We start from the raw sequence: 19,638 nt of genomic DNA, 5'->3' as shown, positions 1-19,638 counted from the left end.
ATGATTGGCATCGCAGATTACGGAATGGGGAACCTGTTCTCAGTCAGCAAAGCGCTTGAGCGTCTGAACGTCCCTTATTTCATCAGTGACGACCGTGAGAAGCTGCTGGAAGCAGACGGTCTGATTTTACCGGGAGTCGGCGCCTTCAAGGACGCGATGAATCTCCTTGAGTCAACTCATTTGAAAGAAACCATTCTGACCTTCGCTGAAAGCGGGAAGCCGCTGCTCGGCATTTGCCTCGGGATGCAGCTTCTTTTTGAAAAAAGTGAAGAAAATGGCCGTACACCGGGTCTCGGCCTGCTTCCAGGCGAAGTCATTCATATCCCGAAACGTGACAATGAGGGGAACGAATATAAAGTCCCTCATATGGGCTGGAATCAACTGTCGTTTAAAAAAGAATCCCACCTTCTCGAAGGGTTGACGGAAGGGTATGTGTATTTCGTCCATTCTTATTATGTACGGGGTTCTGAAGAAGTCCTGACAGCGACGGCAGACTACGCAGGTGTTGAAATCCCGGCGGTGGTCAGCAAAGATAACATATACGGCATGCAGTTCCACCCTGAAAAAAGCGGGCAGCTGGGCATGCAGCTGCTGGAAAACTTCACAAGACGAGTGAAAGAATCGGAGGCAGTTTCATGAGTTTTACTATCTATCCCGCCATTGATATGCGCGGAGGAAAATGTGTACGATTGATTCAAGGCGACTACAATCAGGAGACGGTCTACGGCGACTCTCCTTTCGATATGGCAAAAACATTCGCGGATGAAGGTGCCGAATGGATCCACATGGTCGATCTCGACGGAGCGAAGGAAGGCTCGAGGATCAACGATGAATTCGTGATTGCCGTTGCCGAAAAGCTTGATGCAAAAGTCCAAATCGGCGGAGGGATACGTTCTGAGGAAGACATCAAGCACTACCTGAACCGCGGCGTCGACCGCGTCATCATTGGCAGCATTGCGGTATCGAATACAGAATTGGTAAAAGAATGGCTTGCGAAATACGGTGACAAGATTGCCATCGGACTGGACGCCAAGGATGGCTATGTTGCCACGCACGGCTGGATCGAAACGTCTTCCCTGAAAGCGGTAGACCTCGGGAAGCAACTGGCTGCTGCCGGGGCGGAAACGTTCATTTTCACCGATATTGCCACTGACGGCATGCTTTCCGGACCGAACGTCGAAGCGGTTGTCGAGCTTGCAAGGGAAACGGGTAAATCAGTGATTGCGTCCGGAGGCGTGAGTTCACTTGAAGACCTGGTTGCTCTTAAACAATATTGTGATCAGGGTGTGTCCGGTGCGATCTGCGGGAAATCCCTTTATACAGGAAAGTTCACTGTCGCCGAAGCGCTGGAAGAGGTGAAGGGATCATGCTGACAAAACGGATCGTTCCCTGCCTGGATGTAAAAGACGGACGTGTCGTAAAAGGCGTTCAATTCGTGGAACTGAGAGATGCTGGAGATCCCGTCGAACTAGCAAAAGTGTACGATGAACAAGGCGCTGACGAGCTTGTATTTTTAGATATATCGGCTTCCCATGAAGGCCGGAAAACGATGGTCGAAGTCGTCCGCCATGTGGCAGCAGAACTCGCCATCCCGTTTACAGTCGGCGGTGGGATCAATGCCGTTGAGGATATGAAAGCTATTTTAAGAGCCGGCGCAGATAAGGTGTCCTTGAACACTGCGGCTGTACTGCGTCCGGAACTTGTGCGCGAAGGCGCACAGTACTTCGGTTCACAGTGTATCGTCGTCGCAATCGATGCGAAGTATGATGAAGATAGCGGAGGCTGGAAGGTCTACACGCACGGCGGACGGAAGCTTCGCGAACTAGATGCAGTCGAATGGGCAAAGCAGGTCGAGGAACTTGGTGCCGGAGAAATCCTGCTGACGTCGATGGACAGCGACGGCGAGAAAAAAGGCTTCAATGTAGCGTTGACCCGTGCAGTCAGTGAGGCTGTCTCAATCCCGGTCATCGCTTCGGGCGGAGCCGGCAACGCGGAACATTTTAAAGAAGTATTCACGGATGGAAAAGCCGATGCGGCCCTCGCAGCATCCATTTTCCACTATAAAGAAACGAGCGTAGAAGAAGTGAAGAGTTACCTGAAAGAGCAGGAGGTGCATGTACGATGACGAACAATGATTGGATTTCCGAAGTGAAATATGATGAAAAAGGTCTCGTGCCGGCAATCGTCCAGGATGCGGAAACGAAGGAAGTCCTGACCCTGGCTTACATGAATGAGACATCGTTGGCGAAGACACTTGAAACGGGTGAGACCTGGTTCTATTCACGCTCCCGCCAGGAGCTCTGGCACAAAGGCGGAACGAGCGGAAATACGCAGGCGGTCAAGAGCATCGTCTGGGATTGTGATAAGGATGCGCTGCTCGTCCTTGTCGATAAAAATGGCCCTGCATGCCATAAGGGTGAAGAGAGCTGTTTCCATGAGGATGTCTTCGGAGAAAGCGCCGCACCTGCGGCTTCTGAGGAGAATATTCTGCTGACGCTTGAAGCACTCATTTCAGACCGCGAAAAAGAACGTCCGGAAGGCGCCTACACCACCTACTTGTTTGAAAAAGGAGTCGACAAGATCCTGAAAAAAGTAGGGGAGGAAGCATCCGAAGTGATCATCGCGGCGAAAAACCGGGACGCGGAAGAACTGAAATGGGAAGTGGCGGATTTACTCTATCACGTATTGGTGCTGCTGCGCGAACAGGATCTGCCTTTGGAAGAAGTGCTTGGGGTACTTGTGGAGCGGCATAATAAATAATGATTGTTTCAATCGGGTGACGGTCTTTTTAAAGGCACGTCACTCTTTTTGTTTTGTACACCATTTTGCTGAATAATTGATTTTTTACTAGTTATGAAGCGAGGTAAACAAACAGATTGTCAGGAGTGATCATGATGATCATCACTCCTTATGTAGAATAACGCTGTCTGTTTATATTGATTCAAGCACAAAGCGAATTAATTCCATCACAATTTAAAATAATTCCACCAAGTCACGAGATAATTCCATCGCAAAATCAAATAATTCCACCAAGTCACGAGATAATTCCATCAAATCATCAAATGATTCCACCAAATCAAGAGATAATTCCACCAAATCAAGAGATAATTCCATCACATCGTCAAATGATTCCACCAAATCACGAGAATTCCATCACATCGTCAAATGATTCCACCAAATCACGAGAATTCCATCACAATTTCAAATGAATCCACCAAATCACGAGATAATTCCATCACAAAATCAAATAATTCCACCAAACCACGAAATAATCCCATCACATGACCAAAGAATTCCACCAAATCACAAATCATTTCCGTCACTTGATGGAATCATCACTTCCTTCGTGCCGACCAATCGTTGGTAACACTTCCCCATCAAAATATGGTAGTTTAGTCCATCTACGTTGTGTGTTATACTATCCTAGTTATAGGTTATTTTCTAAAAACATTGTTTTTATATATAAGAATTGCATACACGTGCTCTTTCTGACGCAAACGCAAACACGCTGGCCGATGGAACGGACAAAACGGTCAAGTGCCGGTACTGTAAAGCTGGTAGAGCAGAGCGAAAAAGAGCCTGGATATACTATGAACGTTTCGGAGGACTTTGATGAGAAAAGGGTCAAAATTAAGAAGTGAGCAAGCAAAGGTATTGTCTTTTGTCCCGACGGGTGAGTACTACTACAATAAGGGCATGAAAGCATATCAGCGCCGCGAGCTTAAGCGGTCGTTAAAATATTTGAATAGAGCGTTTCAACTCGAACCTTTAGAGCCGATGATTGCGTGTCAATTATCGATTGTTTATACAGAGCTTGGCGAGTTCAAGCATGCGAATGAGTTACTGCATGAAATATTGAAAAACCTCGATCCGCATATGGTCGAGTGTCACTACTTTTTAGCCAATAATTATGCGCATCTCGGGTTGTTCAAGGAAGCGTATGATCATGTGAGTGTGTATTTGGAAAAAGAGGAGCATGGCGAGTTCGTGGAAGATGCCGAGGATCTGCTTGAATTGCTGGAACTCGATTCCGATTTGACTGTGGAAGATTTATATGAACATGATGATCTGATCATGCAGCAGGAGAAGGCAAAGGAGCTGCTTGAATCAGGTCATTTCCAAAAAGCCGTTGAGACATTGAAAAAAGTGATCGAAGAATATCCGGAATTCTGGTCTGCTTATAATAATCTTGCACTGGCGTATTTCTACCTGGGTGAAGTGGATCAAGCCTCCGCCACACTGGAAGAGGTGCTTGAGAAGAACCCGGGAAATCTTCATGCGCTTTGCAACACGGCTGTTTTTTATTTTTATCAAAAAAGGAATGACGATCTGAAAGAGCTGATCACCGGGCTTGAAAAGGTACGTCCGCTGCTGCATGAGCATCGTTTCAAGCTTGGGGCGACTTTCGCATTGATCGGTCATTCCGAGAAAGCATACGAGTGGTTGAAATCGCTGCAGAAGATCGGATTTGAAGGGGATGCGAGCTATTACTACTGGCTGTCCCATTCAGCGTATGAAACAGGGCACATCCAAACAGCGCGCAATGCCTGGAAAAAGGTTGTCGAGCTCAATCCTGAAAAAGAGGGAACCGAGCCTTGGAATGACAACCGTGCTGCAGGTTTTGAGAATCATGTCACATCGATTTTAAAGAAGCTTCAAAGTGAGTACACAGAAGAAAAGCTATTCGGGCTTTTCCTCACTTCCGTGTCTGAGCATCAGAAATCGGTGCTGACGCATGCCGATTTTTGTGAAGTGGAAGACTTGTCGATAGTAGAAAAGGTGTATCTCGCCCATGTACTGAACACCAACGGGAATACCTCGATGAAGGTGAATCAGGAGATCAAGAATATGCATGAGGTCGCGCTTCACCTGTATGATTTCCATCACCCGATTTCAAGTGTTGATTCAGGTTTGTTCCTGACTTGGTTCACGGTTGCGTACCGCGGTCTTAAAGAGCGCGAGACGTTTAAGAATACGAAAGCATTTGCAGCGGCGGCCGACTATGTATGGAATCGCCTGAGAAATGAAAAGGTGACAAAGAAACAGGTGTGCGACAACTACAATGTCTCTGCAAGCACGCTGACTAAATATATTACTGTGGTGGAAAGCTACCTTCCATGAGCATATTTTTGGACGATACAACCCTGTTTTTTATAGGATAGGGATAGACAGTGAATACTATATAGGGAATAAGGAAATTGCTTAAAAGACCGTTTTTGGAAGGGGTAATTCAGAATGTCAGAAGAAAAAATTTATGATGTGATTATCGCCGGTGCCGGTCCTGCCGGAATGACAGCGGCTGTATATACGTCCCGTGCAAGCCTTTCAACGCTAATGCTTGAAAGAGGTGTGCCGGGCGGACAAATGGCAAACACAGAAGAAGTGGAAAACTATCCAGGCTTCGACCATATCCTTGGTCCGGACCTGTCGAATAAAATGTTTGATCATGCGAAGAAGTTCGGTGCGGAATACGCATACGGAGACATCAAGGAAATCGTCGACGAGGGCGATTACAAACTTGTCAAAGCGGGATCGAAGGAATATAAAGCACGCGCGGTCATCCTCACAACCGGTGCGGAATACAAGAAAATCGGCGTACCTGGCGAGAAAGAGCTTGGCGGCCGCGGAGTATCATACTGTGCCGTATGTGACGGGGCCTTCTTCAAAGGAAAAGACCTTGTCGTTGTAGGCGGAGGGGACTCTGCAGTAGAAGAGGGTGTGTACCTGACACGATTCGCGAACAAAGTGACGATCGTTCACCGACGAGATGAGCTTCGTGCGCAGAAGATCCTGCAACAGCGTGCCTTCGATAACGAAAAAGTCGATTTCATCTGGAATCACACAGTGAAAGAAATTAATGAAAAAGAAGGCAAGGTTGGCAGCGTCACGCTTGTATCAACCGAAAACGGGGAAGAAACAGATTTCCAAGCGGACGGTGTCTTCATTTACATCGGAATGATTCCATTGACGAAACCATTCCAAAACCTCGGCATCACCAATGACATGGGCTATATCGTGACCAACGAAAAAATGGAAACGAAAGTCCCTGGAATCTTCGCAGCCGGCGACGTGCGTGAAAAAGAGCTTCGTCAAATCGTTACGGCGACTGGCGACGGAAGTATTGCGGCACAGACAGCCCAGCACTATGTTGAGGAATTGCAAGAAAAAGTCAAAAACGCATAAAAGATAAAGCCTTGGGATTCGTTTCCCAAGGCTTTTTTATTATAAGAAAGAGTAAATATCATCTGATCGAGCCCCAGCGCCTGGCCCCTTGAGACGTTTGGGCCGGCTTAAGAAGTCAAAGAGCGGCTTCACCAGTCTGCTTTGAAGCGTTTGTCGAGGCTGATCAAGGCGCCTCCTAATTTCTATTTTTTATTTCCTCAAATGCTTATCGTAGATCGCAATCAATTCGGTCAGCGTCCATTTTTCCACTTCCGGGCCTTCCGCAACTCCATGTTTCACAATGAGACGAATAAAATGCTCACGCTGCTTTTGGACAGCTTCTCTTAAAAATGGCATAGCATTCACTCCTTTTGATAGCGTAAGTTCATTGTAAACTCCTCCGGTCAACACTTCCGCAACTTTGTGAGGTTTCCTGCCAAAGAAAAGATTGTTTGTCAGACTTTCTTACATAAAGCTCAAAATCTACCCGGAACCCATGTATAATGAAGCAAAGAGGAGGAGGGTAGTGTGGGACAGGAATCTTCCTATAAGGATAAAAAAGTGATCTCAATCGGAGTAGTCAGTGAATTAACAGGCCTGACAGAGAGAAAAATCAGGTACTACGAAGAAAAGCATCTTATCTTCCCAGAACGGACCAACCGGGGATACCGGAAATACTCTTTCAACGACGTAGAACGATTAATGGAAATTGCGGACCATAGAGAAGAAGGCGTCACAACCAAGGAAATCAAATATGAATTGACTAAAAAAGAGAGACAAGAAGCGAAACAGAAAATGATCAGAGGCCAAATAAACGCACGGTTCGGGATCCAGAAGAATTGATGGATCCAGCAGCAAGGCAAACTCTATGGGGAGTTTGTCTTTTTTAATGCAATACTCCTGCCGATACCAAAAATATACAGGATTACACCCCGGTCAAAAGGGAATATACACACCATGAATGACAGCACAGACCAGGAAGGTATGATCATCAATGAAGAAATGGAAGCTCATGATCCCAATCATGACAGCAGCACTCATTCCTATCATCTATGTCAGTTTTTTTGCAGAAGAAAGCAAGTCTGAATCACAGAAAAGGGTCCTCGCCCTCGGTGATTCCCTGACGTATGGATATGGGGATGACAAGGATACGGGCTATATCGGCCGACTTGAAGAAAAGGTGAACGAGAAGAACACGAAAGAAAGTTATCAGTTCCAGAACCTCGGGATTCCGGGCCAAAAGTCATCAGGTCTTCAAAAGCAGCTGATGAAACCGAGTGTGGCCGAGGATCTGACGGAAGCGGATATTTTTATCCTGAACATAGGAACCAACGACCTGATCAAAAGCAATGGAGGAGATCTAGTCCCCCTTCAACATGATAAAATCATGGAAGCTAAAACCGAGTATGTAGAGAACTTAAACTTCATTCTGGATACGCTTGAAAAAACGAATGAGGACGCAGAAATCCTTGTGATCGGCCTCTATAATCCTTATCCGGACAGGGATAGTGATAAAATCGAAGAGTATGTCGATGAATGGAACCAAACGATCATGGAAGAAGTGAAGAAACACGGGAAAGTAAAATATGTATCATCCAATCCATTATTCAAGGGTAAAAACAAAGAGCAATATTTTCATGATTCCCTTCATCCGAATGGGAAAGGGTATGAAATGATGGCAGATCAAATCATGAAAAAGTATGAATTCTGAGAATGAATATTCGCCCGTCTGAATATCTATTCGCTATTCGTTATACAAATTCCGCCAAAATTCGAGCGGTATTTAATAAAAATTCGTCAAAATTAACAATTCCGTAATACCGTTTTAAATCTGTTGTAACACTAGTGAAACAATTATCGGGTATTATAGAAAGTAAGAAATTGACCCCCTTTTTAAGTAATAAATCCCGTAGACGACACAGGACTCGCCTGTGTCTATTTTTTTTGCCTTTTTTTCTGTTATAGTGACAGGGAGAGGGCTGTATCACTCGAATTTTGGGGAAGCTTGTCCGTTTTTTTATAAAGGTTAATCGACAATTTTTCATTGTATGCTTACATTGAAGGCAGAGACATTGTGGCTTGTCTGCAATCATAGTATAATATAAGGAATGAAAAAGGACGGATTAATGTCCTAATGAACTAGACTAGAGGTGAAGGAAGTGCAGCGTGTCACAAATTGCTTATATCTGGATGGAGACAAAGTACTCCTTCTCCAAAAGCCCCGCCGGAATTGGTGGGTGGCACCGGGCGGCAAGATGGAGCAGGGTGAATCGATCCGCGATGCCGTCATACGCGAGTACCGCGAAGAGACAGGGATTTATCTAAAGAATCCCGATCTGAAAGGTGTATTTACGTTCATCATCAAAGACGGGGAAAAAGTGGTTTCAGAATGGATGATGTTTTCCTTTTTTGCAACAGAAGCAGACGGTGTGAATCTTCAGGAGTCTGAAGAAGGAAAGATCAAATGGCATAAGTTCGAAGACATCAAGGACCTGCCGATGGCTGAAGGGGATTATCATATCCTTGACTATCTGCTGCATGGTAAGAAAACCATCTACGGAACATTTACGTATACACCGGATTTCAAGCTGTTATCGTACCGCTTAGATCCGAGCTGATAGAAGATATAATTATGTTAGGACTGTTGTAATTAGAAGTCCCAACCATAAATCTTAAATACAAAGCGGGGGAAGAGCATGAGTACAGGTTCTACGAATGACGTACAATTAGTGATCATAACAGGGATGAGCGGAGCCGGTAAAACAGTCGCCATTCAAAGCTTCGAGGATTTAGGGTTTTTCTGCGTAGATAATTTGCCGCCGACTCTTCTGCCTAAATTCCTTGAGCTGATGAAAGAGTCCGGCAACAAGATGAATAAGGTCGCGCTGGTCATGGACCTTCGCGGAAGGGAATTCTTCGATCATCTTTTCAAGGCGCTTGACGAATTGGCGGAGACTTCCTGGGTGACGCCGCAGATCCTCTATCTGGATGCAGATGATTCTGCCCTTGTCAGACGCTATAAGGAAACGCGCAGGTCGCATCCTCTTGCTCCTTCTGGACTTCCTCTTGAAGGGATCAAGCAGGAACGCCAACTGCTCGAAGAACTAAAAGGCCGCGCACAGTTGATCTATACGACATCGTCCATGAAGCCGAGAGAACTGCGCGAGAAGATTCTCACAGAGTTCTCCGTGAATAAGAAATCGATTTTTACGGTGAATGTCATTTCATTCGGATTCAAGCATGGAATCCCGATCGATGCGGATCTTGTATTTGATGTGAGATTCCTGCCGAATCCTCATTATATCGACCATATGCGTCCGAAGACGGGCCTTGATGAAGAGGTTTCGACCTATGTCCTTAAATGGAATGAAACCCATAAGTTCCTTGATAAGGTAACGGATCTGCTTTCATTCATGCTTCCTCATTACAAGCGTGAAGGGAAGAGTCAGCTCGTGGTGGCCATTGGCTGCACAGGCGGACAGCATCGCTCGGTCGCGTTGGCGGAACATATCGGCCATCACTTTGAAGACGATTATCATACGAAAATCTCCCATCGTGATATCGAAAAGAGAAAGGCAGTCCAGACACCATGACCAAACTGCCAAAGGTTGTCGTCATCGGAGGGGGAACGGGTCTTCCTGTCCTCCTGCGCGGACTGAAACGCCACCCGCTCGATCTGGCCGCGATTGTGACGGTTGCGGATGACGGCGGAAGCTCAGGGCGCCTGCGTGATTCGCTGGACATACCTCCACCGGGGGACATCCGTAATGTGCTGGCCGCACTATCAGAGGTGGAACCACTTGTCGAGCAGATGTTTCAGCACCGGTTCGAAACGGAGAACGAGCTATCGGGCCATGCGCTGGGCAATTTGATCATTGCCGCACTGGCTTCGATCACGGGTGATTTTGTCCACGCCATCCAGGAGATGAGCCGGGTCCTGAATGTGAAAGGCAAGGTCCTTCCTTCTGCCAATCAGAGCGTCATATTGAATGCCGAGATGGAAGACGGGACGATCGTGACGGGTGAATCGACCATCCCGAAGGCCGGGAAGAAGATCAAGAGGGTCTTCTTGAAGCCTGACAACATCAAGCCCCTCACAGAAACACTGCGGGTCATAAAAGAAGCGGATCTTATCGTCATGGGTCCTGGAAGTCTCTATACGAGCATCATTCCGAATCTTCTTGTACCCGGGATCGGTGAAGCGGTATGCCAGTCGGGGGCAAAGAAGCTGTATATCTGCAATATCATGACTCAAATGGGCGAGACGCTCGGATACACGGCGAGCGATCATGTCGGCGCCATTTCGAACCATATGGATCCTTCATGCATCGATGCAATTTTGGTCAATAACAAGCAGGTGCCGGTCGAAGTGCAGGCAAGGTATGACAAAGAACAGGCGAGTCCGGTACATTTTGATATCGAACGATTGAATTCCATGGGGATCGAGGTTCTTGCCCATGATATTCTTTCATATAATAATGGACTGGTACGTCACAATACGGAAAAAGTAGCGAATATCATTCATTCCTATATGGAATCAAATAAATGACAGAGATAAATTTCTGTTGTATAAGGTTGTGCAAGCGTTTGCTAGGAGGTGATGGGGATGTCGTTTGCGTCAGAAACAAAAAAAGAACTAACCAATATTGAAGTCAAGGATTGCTGTGCCAATTCCGAATTATCAGCTCTCATCAGGATGAACGGCTCACTGTCCTTCTCGAACCAGATGCTGGTCGTCAATATTCAAACGGAAAACGCCGCAATTGCTAGAAGGATTTATACATTGATCAAAAAGGGATACGACACCCCGGTAGAACTTTTAGTGCGGAAGAAAATGCGTCTGAAGAAGAACAACGTCTACATCGTGCGGATCAAAGAAGATACGAAAAAAATCCTCGAGGACCTGAAAATCCTTGGTGAGGGTTTTACGTTCATCCATAATATTTCAGAGAGTCTCATTCAAAAGAAGTGCTGCAGACGATCTTATTTAAGAGGGGCATTCCTGGCAGGGGGATCGGTGAACAATCCGGAAACATCTTCCTACCATCTTGAAATTTTCTCCCTCTATTCAGAACACAACGAAGCGTTGTCGGAACTGATGAACACCTTTGGGCTGAACAGCAAGACGCTCGAACGTAAAAAGGGATTCATCACTTATCTTAAAGAAGCTGAAAAAATCACCGAGTTCCTTAATATCGTGGGAGCCCACAACTCTCTCCTTCGGTTTGAGGACGTAAGGATTGTAAGGGATATGCGCAACTCCGTGAACCGTCTTGTCAATTGTGAGACGGCCAACTTGAATAAAACGATCGGGGCGGCATTAAGGCAGGTAGAGAACATCAAGTTCATCGAAAAGCATGTCGGTCTGGGGGTGCTCCCTGATAAATTGCGTGAAATCGCAGAACTGAGGGTCACCTATCAAGACGTTACATTGAAAGAACTGGGGGAAATGGTATCAGGCGGTACCATCAGTAAATCCGGAATCAACCACCGCTTACGTAAAATAGATCAAATTGCAGAGAAAATCAGGGCGGGAGAAAAACTGAATAAATAAGCAGAAGCAAAGGGGAGAAATGACAATGGTAGAAAAACAAGTCGAAGTGAAATTGAAAACGGGTCTTCAAGCGCGTCCTGCAGCACTATTCGTACAGGAGGCAAACCGTTTCTCATCCGAGATCTTTTTGGAAAAAGGCGGGAAAAAAGTGAATGCCAAAAGCATCATGGGTCTTATGAGCCTGGCGATCAGCACAGGGTCCGAGATCACATTGGCAGCAGACGGAAGCGACGAAGAAGAAGCGATCGCTGCCTTGGAAAAGTTTGTAGGAAAAGAAGCATAAGATCAACTTCACATCTAAAAAGCCAGCAGTCCTATCGGGCTGCTGGCTTTTTGTGTCATCATGTCCAAACTTGGTGCTCCTTCGAAATGCTTCAAAGTGTTAGGGCATAAAGTGATAGGTTCAACCTTTCGATAAAATGGAATTTTTAATAAGAAAAGATCATGGAAGTGTTTGTCATTTTTTGATACATTTATATTTTCAGGGGATATTGAAATGTCTGGCTAAATATGAGTTGAAATCCTTAGAATAACACTTTCAAAAAGACTATTAAACTCTCAATGCCAGCAGTATAATAGTAAAACTTAATGAATGAAGAACACCCCCGAAAAAACTCCAATAAAAAGGCAGAAGATGATAATGGAAAAATACCAAAAGCATTTTTTAAATAACTTTCGAAATAAATTAGAGGAATGGGAAGCGAAGCCGGAAGTGCCGCATGTGGAAGTGTATCGGTTTGTGCACTCCTTGGCTGGGTCCGCTTCAACTCTCGGGTTAAATCAAATCGGCGATGTTGCCAGAAAATTGATGGACTCAATGGATGAAAAGGATGACCGCCTGCTGACGATCCCAGAACTGAGAACCATGCTATTTGACATCATCGAAGCATATTATCGGCTGGAGGAAGGGACGGTCACTGATTTTAAAGGGAAGCAGGGCAGGGATGGAGAGGAGCCGGTCATCCTTATCGTCGATGATGATACGTCCTTCCTCATGTATATGAAAGAAGAGCTTGAAAACATCGGATGGTATGTCGTACCGATTGCAAATCCGGAAAAAGCGGTGATGTCTTATTATGATGTGAGGCCGGATTGTGCCATCATCGATATTTATATGAAAGAAACGAATGGTTTCGAGGTCCTTGATTTCTTTAAGCAAAAACTGAAGCAGCAATTCTTTCCTACCGTCATGGTCAGTGTCGATGACCAGAAAGAAACGAGAATGAAGTGTTATGAATTGGGGGCGGATGATTTCATTCCGAAGCCCTTTGATCTTGATGAATTCATCGTTCGCGTGAAGAGACAGATCGACCGGAAAAGGCAGATTGAAGAACTGGTGCTGATTGACGAGTTGACCCATGTATACAACCGTAAATACCTTGCGCAAGGATATGACCAGGTCAAGAGCATCTGGAACCGCAGGAAAGAACCGTCTTCCATAGCCGTCCTTGATATCGACCATTTCAAAAAGGTGAATGATCGATTTGGCCATCTGGCAGGGGATAACGTGCTGGCTGAATTTGGTGCATTTCTTAAGAAAAATGTCAGGGTGCAGGATACCGTGATCCGCTATGGGGGCGAGGAGTTTGTCATCATTTTCCCAAACACCCCTGTTAAGGATGCATATGCCTGCCTTGATCGCTGCAGACAGGATTTCAGCAGTCTCGTTTTCGAGGATGCCGGCTCCTGCACATTTTCTGCAGGCATCACGGAATTCACCGATCCGTCCAAACCGATTGATGAATGGCTCAGATTAGCCGATCAAGCACTTTACGAGGCGAAAGAAAACGGAAGGAACAGGGTGGAAATCGACTCGAAATCGACCGATATACAACATAATAAGACTATTAAGGTTGCCATCGTGGATGATGACCCGATCATCCGGACGGTGATGAGGGATATTGTTTCCAAGCTGCCGGCAGAAAAGAATGTGAAGTATGATATCAAGAGCTTTAAAGATGGAGCGGCTTTTCTGGAAGCCGAATGGCATTCGGAATCTCCATGCCTTGTGATACTGGATGGGGTGATGCCGAAGATGGATGGACTTGAAGTCCTTGAAAGACTTCGTAAACGTGAGGATTCAGATCGTTATAAGGTCCTGATGCTGACTTCTCGCAGCAGTGAAAAAGATATTTCGAGATCCCTTCAGTTGGGAGCGGATGATTATATGACTAAGCCATTTAAACTGCTCGAACTTGAAGCGCGTTTAGGGCAAATTTTGAAGAGGATGAGGTAAAGAACGTGTTTGAAAATGAGATATTTTATTTCTCTGTTGTGCTTGTCAGCTTACTGCTCATTCTGTTTTTGCTGTTCAGTTATCTGGTCATAACGAAATTGATTGAAAATGACAGGCGGACCAAGGTGGAGAAGTATAAGGTAGAGTATCAGCTTCCCCTTTTTCAGTACTTCAACGATGAAGGGGATGAAAAGGCATTGGGCTTTGATTCACGGCTTCAAATGAAGGCACTCATTGAATTGACGGCAGGTTTTGCCAAGGTTCTTGGCGGAGACAGGATCCATGAACGAATCAGGTTGTTTGCCGAAACACGATTCGAATCGTATATCCTGTCACGCTTGACTCATCGGCGGTGGAGCATGAGGATGAATGCCCTTTATTGGATTGAGGAGTTTGATATGAAGAATATGTTTATTCATCTTGATCGGTTGTATGCTTCAAAGAGATTGACAAAGAGTGAAGAAGTACAGCTCCTGAAGATTTATATTGTAAATGAAGATGCCGGGATCTTGGAGAAGATGATGAATCCCAAACATCCATTAACTGAATTTGATTATAGTCTGCTGTTTAAGTCATTTAACGGGGGGCAGCTCGATCGATTCATCCGGATGTTTGGTGAACTGCCCATTGAGATAAGGTATGCGCTGATTGAGTCAGTCGGCCTCAGGAGCAGGCAGGCTGACAGCATGTTCCTTGAAAGTCTTCTCGATGATCAATCGGCGGAAATCCGAATCCGTGCATTGAAAGCAATCGTTGAAATGGAGTATTTCCTAGCACCATCCAAATTGACGAAACATCTTCTGTCGTCTTCCTGGCAGGAGCGCCTGATGGCCATCAAGGCGTGCGAATATATTAGGAATCCTGAACTCATCCAGTATCTTCAGGACCTTATGGGCGATTCATCCTTCTATGTCCGTTCCCAGGCCGCTCAGTCTCTATTAAGGCTTGAAACAGGCAAAGACGTGTTAAGGGAGATCGCTGCATCCGAGGAAGATACGTTCGCAAGGGATATGGCAGAACAATGGCTGGAAAGAGGGTCGGTATGATGGATGTAACTGCACAATGGGGAACATTCCTGATGGCCATCGGATGGGCTGTCCTGGTCTATATGATCCTCGTCATTTCCTTTTATTCTATTTTACTGCTGATCTCTTTCATTCAGTTAAGAAGGAGTTATCAGCTGGATGAAAGGGAGCCTTATGAAGAACTGCTCCACTTGCATCAGACAAAGCCCGTCTCCATCCTGGTGCCGGCTTACAATGAATCGGTCGGAATCATGGCGACTGTCCGGTCTTTGCTGAGCATTGAATATCCGGAATATGAAATCATCATCGTCAACGACGGGTCGACGGATGACTCTCTGGAGAAGCTCATCGAATCTTTTCAGCTGGTAAAAATAAAATGGGTCATCCGCCAGCAATTGAAGACAAAGCAGGTGAAGGCTGTCTATCAATCTAAGGTGTATAAGAACCTGCTCGTCGTGGATAAAGAAAATGGAGGGAAGGCAGATGCCTTGAATGCCGGCATCAATGTGTCCAACTATCCATATTTCTGTTCGATTGACGGTGATTCAGTCCTCGAGCGCACTGCTTTCTTAAAGGTAATGAAGCCGATTATCGAGTCTGACGGCGAAGTCATTGCTTCAGGCGGAAGTATCCGCATTGCGAATGGCTGTGAAATTGAAAGCGGTGAGATCGTTAAAGTCGGTTTGTCGCGGTCACCCATTGTCGTCATGCAGGTGATCGAGTATTTACGGGCCTTCCTGATGGGCAGGATCGGCTTGAGCCGACATAATCTCCTCCTCATCGTTTCCGGGGCGTTCGGCGTTTTCTCAAAGCGCTGGGTCGTGGACGCCGGGGGGTATTCCCATACGGTCGGCGAAGATATGGAGCTCGTCGTGAGGCTCCACCGCTATGTGAAAGAGCAGGAAGCAAATAAAAAAATCGTTTATGTCCCGGACCCTGTGAGCTGGACGGAAGCGCCGGAATCATTGAAGTATCTGCGCAGGCAGCGAAGAAGGTGGCACAGGGGGCTCTTTGAAAGTCTATGGATCCACCGCAAGCTCATCTTCAACCCGAAATACGGTTCCATTGGAATGGTGTCGATTCCTTACTTTCTCATCATTGAATTCTTAGGCCCCGTGGTCGAGCTGATGGGGTATTTGGTGATGATCCTTTCCCTGTTCCTGGGCGGGGTCTACCTTGAATTTGCCATTCTATTATTCTTGCTGTCTGTCATCTATGGCTCCATCCTTTCAATGGCTTCCGTGCTCCTTGAGGAATGGACCATAAGGAAGTATCCGAGGGCGGCGGATATCATCCGTTTGTTCTTCTATTCGCTGACGGAGACGCTCTGGTACCGTCCGCTGACGGTCCTGTGGCGCTGTGAAGGGATCCTTGACGTACTACGGAGAAAGACAGGCTGGGGAGAAATGGCCAGAAAAGGAGTATCAAAATGACAAAGTTAAAACTATACGGCTTCCTTTTATTCATTTTAGGGATCGTGCTCGTTATTTCTGCTCCTTTCTGGCTTTGGCAGTTGAAGGATGATCGGGAACTCGATGTCCTGATTCTAGATAAGACCGTTCCTGACACGACGTACCGTGAACATAAGGGATTGATGTGGCTGCTGAATCAGCAGAAATTCATCAAATCGGACGGCATGCCTTACGAGCTTGATGAAGATTATATCGGATACGTTCCTGATGCAGGCGGGCATTCCAATACAAAAGCTCTGCCGACTTCACTCGAAGGCTACGATGCCGTCTATGTAGCTGATACGTACGGTGTATATGAAGAAGATCTCAACAACGAGAATATTTCAGGGGAGCGCTCCTCGAAAGTATACGGCGGATTGACCAATGAAGACATGGAAGCATTAAGGGAGATGGCGGTGAAAGATGGTAAAACCCTCCTTGCCGAATTTAATTCGATGGCACATCCGACGACGGAAGAAACCCGTCAATCCTTTTATTCCCTGTTCAATTTGGAGTGGTCAGGCTGGATCGGCCGGTACTTCCCCGACATGGAAAGCAGTGAAGTCCCGCAATGGGTAAGGGAGAATTATAACAAACAGTACGGCAAACCATATGCGTTCACCGGATCCGGATATGTGCTGGTGGATAAGAACGACAGGCTGGTCATTCTTGATAAGAAGGATATTGGAAAAGAGGGCGTAGTCTTCTCGACGACTTCTGAAGGAGAAAAACAGTTCGGTGAAAAGATGGATGTTTCATACTCCTATTGGTTTGATATCGTCGAACCGGTCAACAAGGATGAAGTGTTGGCCAACTACACATTATCCTTATCCAAAAGCGGTAAGAAAACCTTAGAGGACCTTAATCTGCCTGAAACCTTCCCGGCAGTCGTACACGGAGTTAATGAAGTGTATGACACTTATTATTTCAGCGGTGATTTCGCGGACCATCCGGACGTTCCGAATCTTTACCAGACAACAGGGTTTTCAACATGGAGAAAATGGACCGAAGCGTCGAATCCGAATAATGCTTCCGCTTTCTACTGGAAGGCTTATGTGCCGATGATGACAAAGATTCTTGACCGTATCCATGAACAAAAAGATGATGCTGAACCTAAAAGCAGCATCAGCATCAAAACAGAAGATGGCCTGAAGATGGCAGGTAAAGCGGGAAGCGACTATATTCAAGTCAATAAAGACGGGAAGTGGAATGATCTCCTCATCAAAGGCGTGAACATGGGGATTGCGAAACCCGGGGCATTCCCTGGTGAGACGGCCATCACAAAAGAGGAATACTCAAGATGGTTCAAACAGATCGGTGAAATGAACGCAAACGCTATCCGCGTTTATACCATCCATCCGCCGGCCTTTTATGAAGCATTTTACGAATACAATCGAATGGCAGAAGAGCCTCTTTACCTCTTCCACGGTGTGTGGGTGAATGAAGAGATCTTCCTTGAGACAAACAATGCCTTCTCCAAGGAGAATACAGAAGAATTTCAAGCGGAAATCAAGCGCACCATCGATCTTGTTCACGGTAACGCCAAGCTTCCTGAACGAAAAGGTCACGCATCCGGTACATACAGCTTTGATATTTCACCTTACGTTCTCGGCTGGATCTTCGGTGTCGAATGGGATCCCGAAGTCGTCCTGGCAACGAATGAAAAGCATAAAGGCCTCGATGACTTCAAGGGGGACTACTTGACCACTAGTGGTGCAGAGCCGTTTGAAGTTTGGCTGGCGGATAGAATGAACGAAGGAATTGCATATGAGACGGAGAAATACAAGTGGCAGCGTCCGGTCAGTTTCACGAACTGGGTGACCACGGACTTGCTTGAGCATCCGAGTGAGCCGTCGGAAACGGAAGATTTAGTAACCATCGATCCGAACGTGATGAAAGCCACTGAACAGTTTCATGGAGGCTTATTCGCTTCCTATCATATCTACCCTTACTATCCTGACTTCTTGAATTATGAACCCAAGTATGTCAACTACATCGATCACCGCGGCGAGAAGAATAACTATGCGGGTTATCTGAACGATATGAAAAAGGCCCATACGATGCCTCTTCTGGTGGCTGAATTCGGGGTGCCGGGTTCACGTGGGCTCACGCATAGAAACGTCTCAGGGTGGGATCAAGGACACCATTCAGAAAAGGAACAGGGTGAGATCAACCGCAGACTCTTTGAAGATATTGTAGAAGAGAAGGCGGCAGGCGGGCTCGTCTTTGCCTGGCAGGACGAATGGTTCAAGCGTACATGGAACACGATGGATTATGATAATCCTGATCGACGTCCTTTCTGGTCGAATGCCCAGACGAACGAGCAGCAATTCGGCTTGCTGAGTTTTGATCCGGGTGAGGATGAAACGTCGATGATCCATGTGGACGGACGTCCCGACGATTGGGATAATAAAGAAATTTCACCTGCATTTAAAGACTCAGGGCATTCCATGTATGTCACAAGTGATGAACGGTATTTATATTTCAGGTTGGATACAGATGAGATCACGAAGGATAAAGACACGTACCTCTTATTCGATACCGTGGGTGACCAAGGAGAATCTTCCCTTCCTGGTGAAGCAGACGTCAAGACATCCGGTGTCGATTTCGCGCTGCACATCCAAGGGGAAGAGAAGGCACGTCTGTTGGTGGATAGTTATTACGATACGTTTTATTATCATTATGGTGACGTCCTTGATATGATCCCGCGCAATGATTATGCATCAACGAAAGACAACGGGAACTATCACGGAATACGCCTGACACTGAATAAGGAATTGAACATTAACGGCAAAGTGCTGCCGTTTGATTCCTATGAAACTGGCGTCATGACATTCGGTACGGCGAATCCGGAAGATCAACACTATAATTCTCTTACGGATATCAGTGTGAATACGTCGAAAGATCGTTATGAGATCCGTATTCCATGGCAGCTGTTGAACATCAAGGACCCAAGTCAGCGAGAAGCGATGGCGGATGTATGGAAAGAAGGACTTGAAGCCGGTCGAATCATCGACGGGATCAACATTGGACTATATGAAACGGATGGAGAAGACTCATTCTCGTATCCGGCGAAAAAAGGAAATCTGATCGATCCCGAAGGATTCTATCATTACAGCTGGAAGACCTGGGATCAGCCGGCATTTCATGAACGGTTGAAGCAATCATACTATGAGATGCAAAAGGCTTATGAAGAAGGAGGGGAATAAC

19 protein-coding genes are annotated in these 19,638 nt (G+C 46.1%); 17 read left to right on the top strand and 2 right to left on the bottom strand.

The window, feature by feature from the left end; translation table 11 throughout:
- From hisH to hisIE, 4 genes are read left to right on the top strand one after another with little or no spacing between them, the layout of a single operon-like run.
- The gene (gene hisH, locus ACUXV2_RS16855; protein ID WP_446244305.1) at window positions 1-639 is read left to right on the top strand and encodes an imidazole glycerol phosphate synthase subunit HisH; all 639 of its coding nucleotides are present in this window, start codon (window positions 1-3) and stop codon (window positions 637-639) included.
- Complete coding sequence (hisA, locus tag ACUXV2_RS16850) at window positions 636-1,373, top strand: 1-(5-phosphoribosyl)-5-[(5-phosphoribosylamino)methylideneamino]imidazole-4-carboxamide isomerase (protein WP_446244304.1); 738 nt, start codon at window positions 636-638, stop codon at window positions 1,371-1,373. Before hisH ends, hisA begins: the two co-directional genes overlap by 4 nt.
- The gene (gene hisF / locus ACUXV2_RS16845; RefSeq protein WP_446244303.1) at window positions 1,367-2,125 is read left to right on the top strand and encodes an imidazole glycerol phosphate synthase subunit HisF; all 759 of its coding nucleotides are present in this window, start codon (window positions 1,367-1,369) and stop codon (window positions 2,123-2,125) included. The genes hisA and hisF overlap by 7 nt, the downstream gene beginning before the upstream one ends.
- Window positions 2,122-2,760, top strand: coding sequence for a bifunctional phosphoribosyl-AMP cyclohydrolase/phosphoribosyl-ATP diphosphatase HisIE (hisIE, locus tag ACUXV2_RS16840; protein WP_446244302.1), 639 nt, complete (start codon window positions 2,122-2,124; stop codon window positions 2,758-2,760). Before hisF ends, hisIE begins: the two co-directional genes overlap by 4 nt.
- Before the next feature lie 213 nt (window positions 2,761-2,973).
- Here the strand turns inward: hisIE and ACUXV2_RS16835 are convergent, their stop codons facing one another.
- Window positions 2,974-3,138, bottom strand: coding sequence for a hypothetical protein (locus ACUXV2_RS16835; RefSeq protein WP_446244301.1), 165 nt, complete (start codon window positions 3,136-3,138; stop codon window positions 2,974-2,976).
- 474 nt (window positions 3,139-3,612) lie between these two features.
- Between ACUXV2_RS16835 and ACUXV2_RS16830 the strand changes: the two genes are divergently transcribed.
- Complete coding sequence (locus ACUXV2_RS16830; protein ID WP_446244300.1) at window positions 3,613-5,121, top strand: tetratricopeptide repeat protein; 1,509 nt, start codon at window positions 3,613-3,615, stop codon at window positions 5,119-5,121.
- A gap of 114 nt (window positions 5,122-5,235) precedes the next feature.
- Window positions 5,236-6,183 (top strand): thioredoxin-disulfide reductase, encoded by a 948-nt coding sequence (trxB, locus tag ACUXV2_RS16825; protein WP_446244299.1) that lies wholly within the window; start codon window positions 5,236-5,238, stop codon window positions 6,181-6,183.
- Between the two features lie 189 nt (window positions 6,184-6,372).
- Here the strand turns inward: trxB and ACUXV2_RS16820 are convergent, their stop codons facing one another.
- Window positions 6,373-6,519: a hypothetical protein gene (locus ACUXV2_RS16820; RefSeq protein WP_446244298.1), complete on the bottom strand. Its 147-nt coding sequence runs from the start codon at window positions 6,517-6,519 to the stop codon at window positions 6,373-6,375.
- 171 nt (window positions 6,520-6,690) lie between these two features.
- On the opposite strand from ACUXV2_RS16820, the gene ACUXV2_RS16815 reads away from it, so the two are divergent.
- From ACUXV2_RS16815 to ACUXV2_RS16765, 11 genes are all read left to right on the top strand, one after another.
- A complete protein-coding gene (locus tag ACUXV2_RS16815) occupies window positions 6,691-7,005 on the top strand; it encodes a MerR family transcriptional regulator (RefSeq protein WP_446244297.1) in 315 nt (104 codons plus the stop codon).
- 151 nt (window positions 7,006-7,156) lie between these two features.
- Window positions 7,157-7,873, top strand: a complete 717-nt coding sequence (locus ACUXV2_RS16810; RefSeq protein ID WP_446244296.1) for a GDSL-type esterase/lipase family protein — start codon at window positions 7,157-7,159, stop codon at window positions 7,871-7,873.
- Window positions 7,874-8,321: 448 nt separating this feature from the next.
- Entirely contained in the window at window positions 8,322-8,780 is a 459-nt protein-coding gene (locus ACUXV2_RS16805) for an NUDIX domain-containing protein (RefSeq protein ID WP_446244295.1), read from the top strand.
- Between the two features lie 78 nt (window positions 8,781-8,858).
- Window positions 8,859-9,755, top strand: a complete 897-nt coding sequence (gene rapZ, locus ACUXV2_RS16800) for an RNase adapter RapZ (protein ID WP_446244294.1) — start codon at window positions 8,859-8,861, stop codon at window positions 9,753-9,755.
- The gene (locus ACUXV2_RS16795) at window positions 9,752-10,711 is read left to right on the top strand and encodes a gluconeogenesis factor YvcK family protein (RefSeq protein WP_446244293.1); all 960 of its coding nucleotides are present in this window, start codon (window positions 9,752-9,754) and stop codon (window positions 10,709-10,711) included. The genes rapZ and ACUXV2_RS16795 overlap by 4 nt, the downstream gene beginning before the upstream one ends.
- A gap of 57 nt (window positions 10,712-10,768) precedes the next feature.
- Entirely contained in the window at window positions 10,769-11,716 is a 948-nt protein-coding gene (whiA, locus tag ACUXV2_RS16790) for a DNA-binding protein WhiA (RefSeq protein ID WP_446244292.1), read from the top strand.
- A 25-nt stretch (window positions 11,717-11,741) separates the two neighbouring features.
- Window positions 11,742-11,999: an HPr family phosphocarrier protein gene (locus tag ACUXV2_RS16785; protein ID WP_446244291.1), complete on the top strand. Its 258-nt coding sequence runs from the start codon at window positions 11,742-11,744 to the stop codon at window positions 11,997-11,999.
- Window positions 12,000-12,356: 357 nt separating this feature from the next.
- Window positions 12,357-13,952, top strand: a complete 1,596-nt coding sequence (locus ACUXV2_RS16780; RefSeq protein ID WP_446244290.1) for a diguanylate cyclase — start codon at window positions 12,357-12,359, stop codon at window positions 13,950-13,952.
- 5 nt (window positions 13,953-13,957) lie between these two features.
- Window positions 13,958-14,998 (top strand): HEAT repeat domain-containing protein, encoded by a 1,041-nt coding sequence (locus tag ACUXV2_RS16775; protein ID WP_446244289.1) that lies wholly within the window; start codon window positions 13,958-13,960, stop codon window positions 14,996-14,998.
- Window positions 14,998-16,410 carry a glycosyltransferase family 2 protein gene (locus ACUXV2_RS16770; protein WP_446247099.1) on the top strand — a complete coding sequence of 471 codons (1,413 nt, stop codon included), beginning with the start codon at window positions 14,998-15,000 and terminating at the stop codon, window positions 16,408-16,410. The genes ACUXV2_RS16775 and ACUXV2_RS16770 overlap by 1 nt, the downstream gene beginning before the upstream one ends.
- Window positions 16,407-19,637, top strand: a complete 3,231-nt coding sequence (locus ACUXV2_RS16765) for a hypothetical protein (protein ID WP_446244288.1) — start codon at window positions 16,407-16,409, stop codon at window positions 19,635-19,637. Before ACUXV2_RS16770 ends, ACUXV2_RS16765 begins: the two co-directional genes overlap by 4 nt.
- Window position 19,638 lies beyond the last annotated feature (1 nt).

It is taken from the genome of Rossellomorea sp. NS-SX7 (assembly GCF_052828565.1).
The sequence above is the reverse complement of the archived record's forward strand: the minus strand, read 5'-3'. Positions and strand labels throughout refer to the sequence as shown.

What these genes read in the sequence shown, in the direction of transcription:
- hisH (WP_446244305.1), top strand. Translation starts at nt 1, where the DNA reads ATGATTGGCATCGCAGATTACGGAATGGGGAACCTGTTCTCAGTCAGC.
- hisA (WP_446244304.1), top strand. Translation starts at nt 636, where the DNA reads ATGAGTTTTACTATCTATCCCGCCATTGATATGCGCGGAGGAAAATGT.
- hisF (WP_446244303.1), top strand. Translation starts at nt 1,367, where the DNA reads ATGCTGACAAAACGGATCGTTCCCTGCCTGGATGTAAAAGACGGACGT.
- hisIE (WP_446244302.1), top strand. Translation starts at nt 2,122, where the DNA reads ATGACGAACAATGATTGGATTTCCGAAGTGAAATATGATGAAAAAGGT.
- ACUXV2_RS16830 (WP_446244300.1), top strand. Translation starts at nt 3,613, where the DNA reads ATGAGAAAAGGGTCAAAATTAAGAAGTGAGCAAGCAAAGGTATTGTCT.
- trxB (WP_446244299.1), top strand. Translation starts at nt 5,236, where the DNA reads ATGTCAGAAGAAAAAATTTATGATGTGATTATCGCCGGTGCCGGTCCT.
- ACUXV2_RS16820 (WP_446244298.1), bottom strand. Translation starts at nt 6,519, where the DNA reads ATGCCATTTTTAAGAGAAGCTGTCCAAAAGCAGCGTGAGCATTTTATT.
- ACUXV2_RS16810 (WP_446244296.1), top strand. Translation starts at nt 7,157, where the DNA reads ATGAAGAAATGGAAGCTCATGATCCCAATCATGACAGCAGCACTCATT.
- rapZ (WP_446244294.1), top strand. Translation starts at nt 8,859, where the DNA reads ATGAGTACAGGTTCTACGAATGACGTACAATTAGTGATCATAACAGGG.
- ACUXV2_RS16795 (WP_446244293.1), top strand. Translation starts at nt 9,752, where the DNA reads ATGACCAAACTGCCAAAGGTTGTCGTCATCGGAGGGGGAACGGGTCTT.
- whiA (WP_446244292.1), top strand. Translation starts at nt 10,769, where the DNA reads ATGTCGTTTGCGTCAGAAACAAAAAAAGAACTAACCAATATTGAAGTC.
- ACUXV2_RS16785 (WP_446244291.1), top strand. Translation starts at nt 11,742, where the DNA reads ATGGTAGAAAAACAAGTCGAAGTGAAATTGAAAACGGGTCTTCAAGCG.
- ACUXV2_RS16780 (WP_446244290.1), top strand. Translation starts at nt 12,357, where the DNA reads ATGGAAAAATACCAAAAGCATTTTTTAAATAACTTTCGAAATAAATTA.
- ACUXV2_RS16770 (WP_446247099.1), top strand. Translation starts at nt 14,998, where the DNA reads ATGGATGTAACTGCACAATGGGGAACATTCCTGATGGCCATCGGATGG.
- ACUXV2_RS16765 (WP_446244288.1), top strand. Translation starts at nt 16,407, where the DNA reads ATGACAAAGTTAAAACTATACGGCTTCCTTTTATTCATTTTAGGGATC.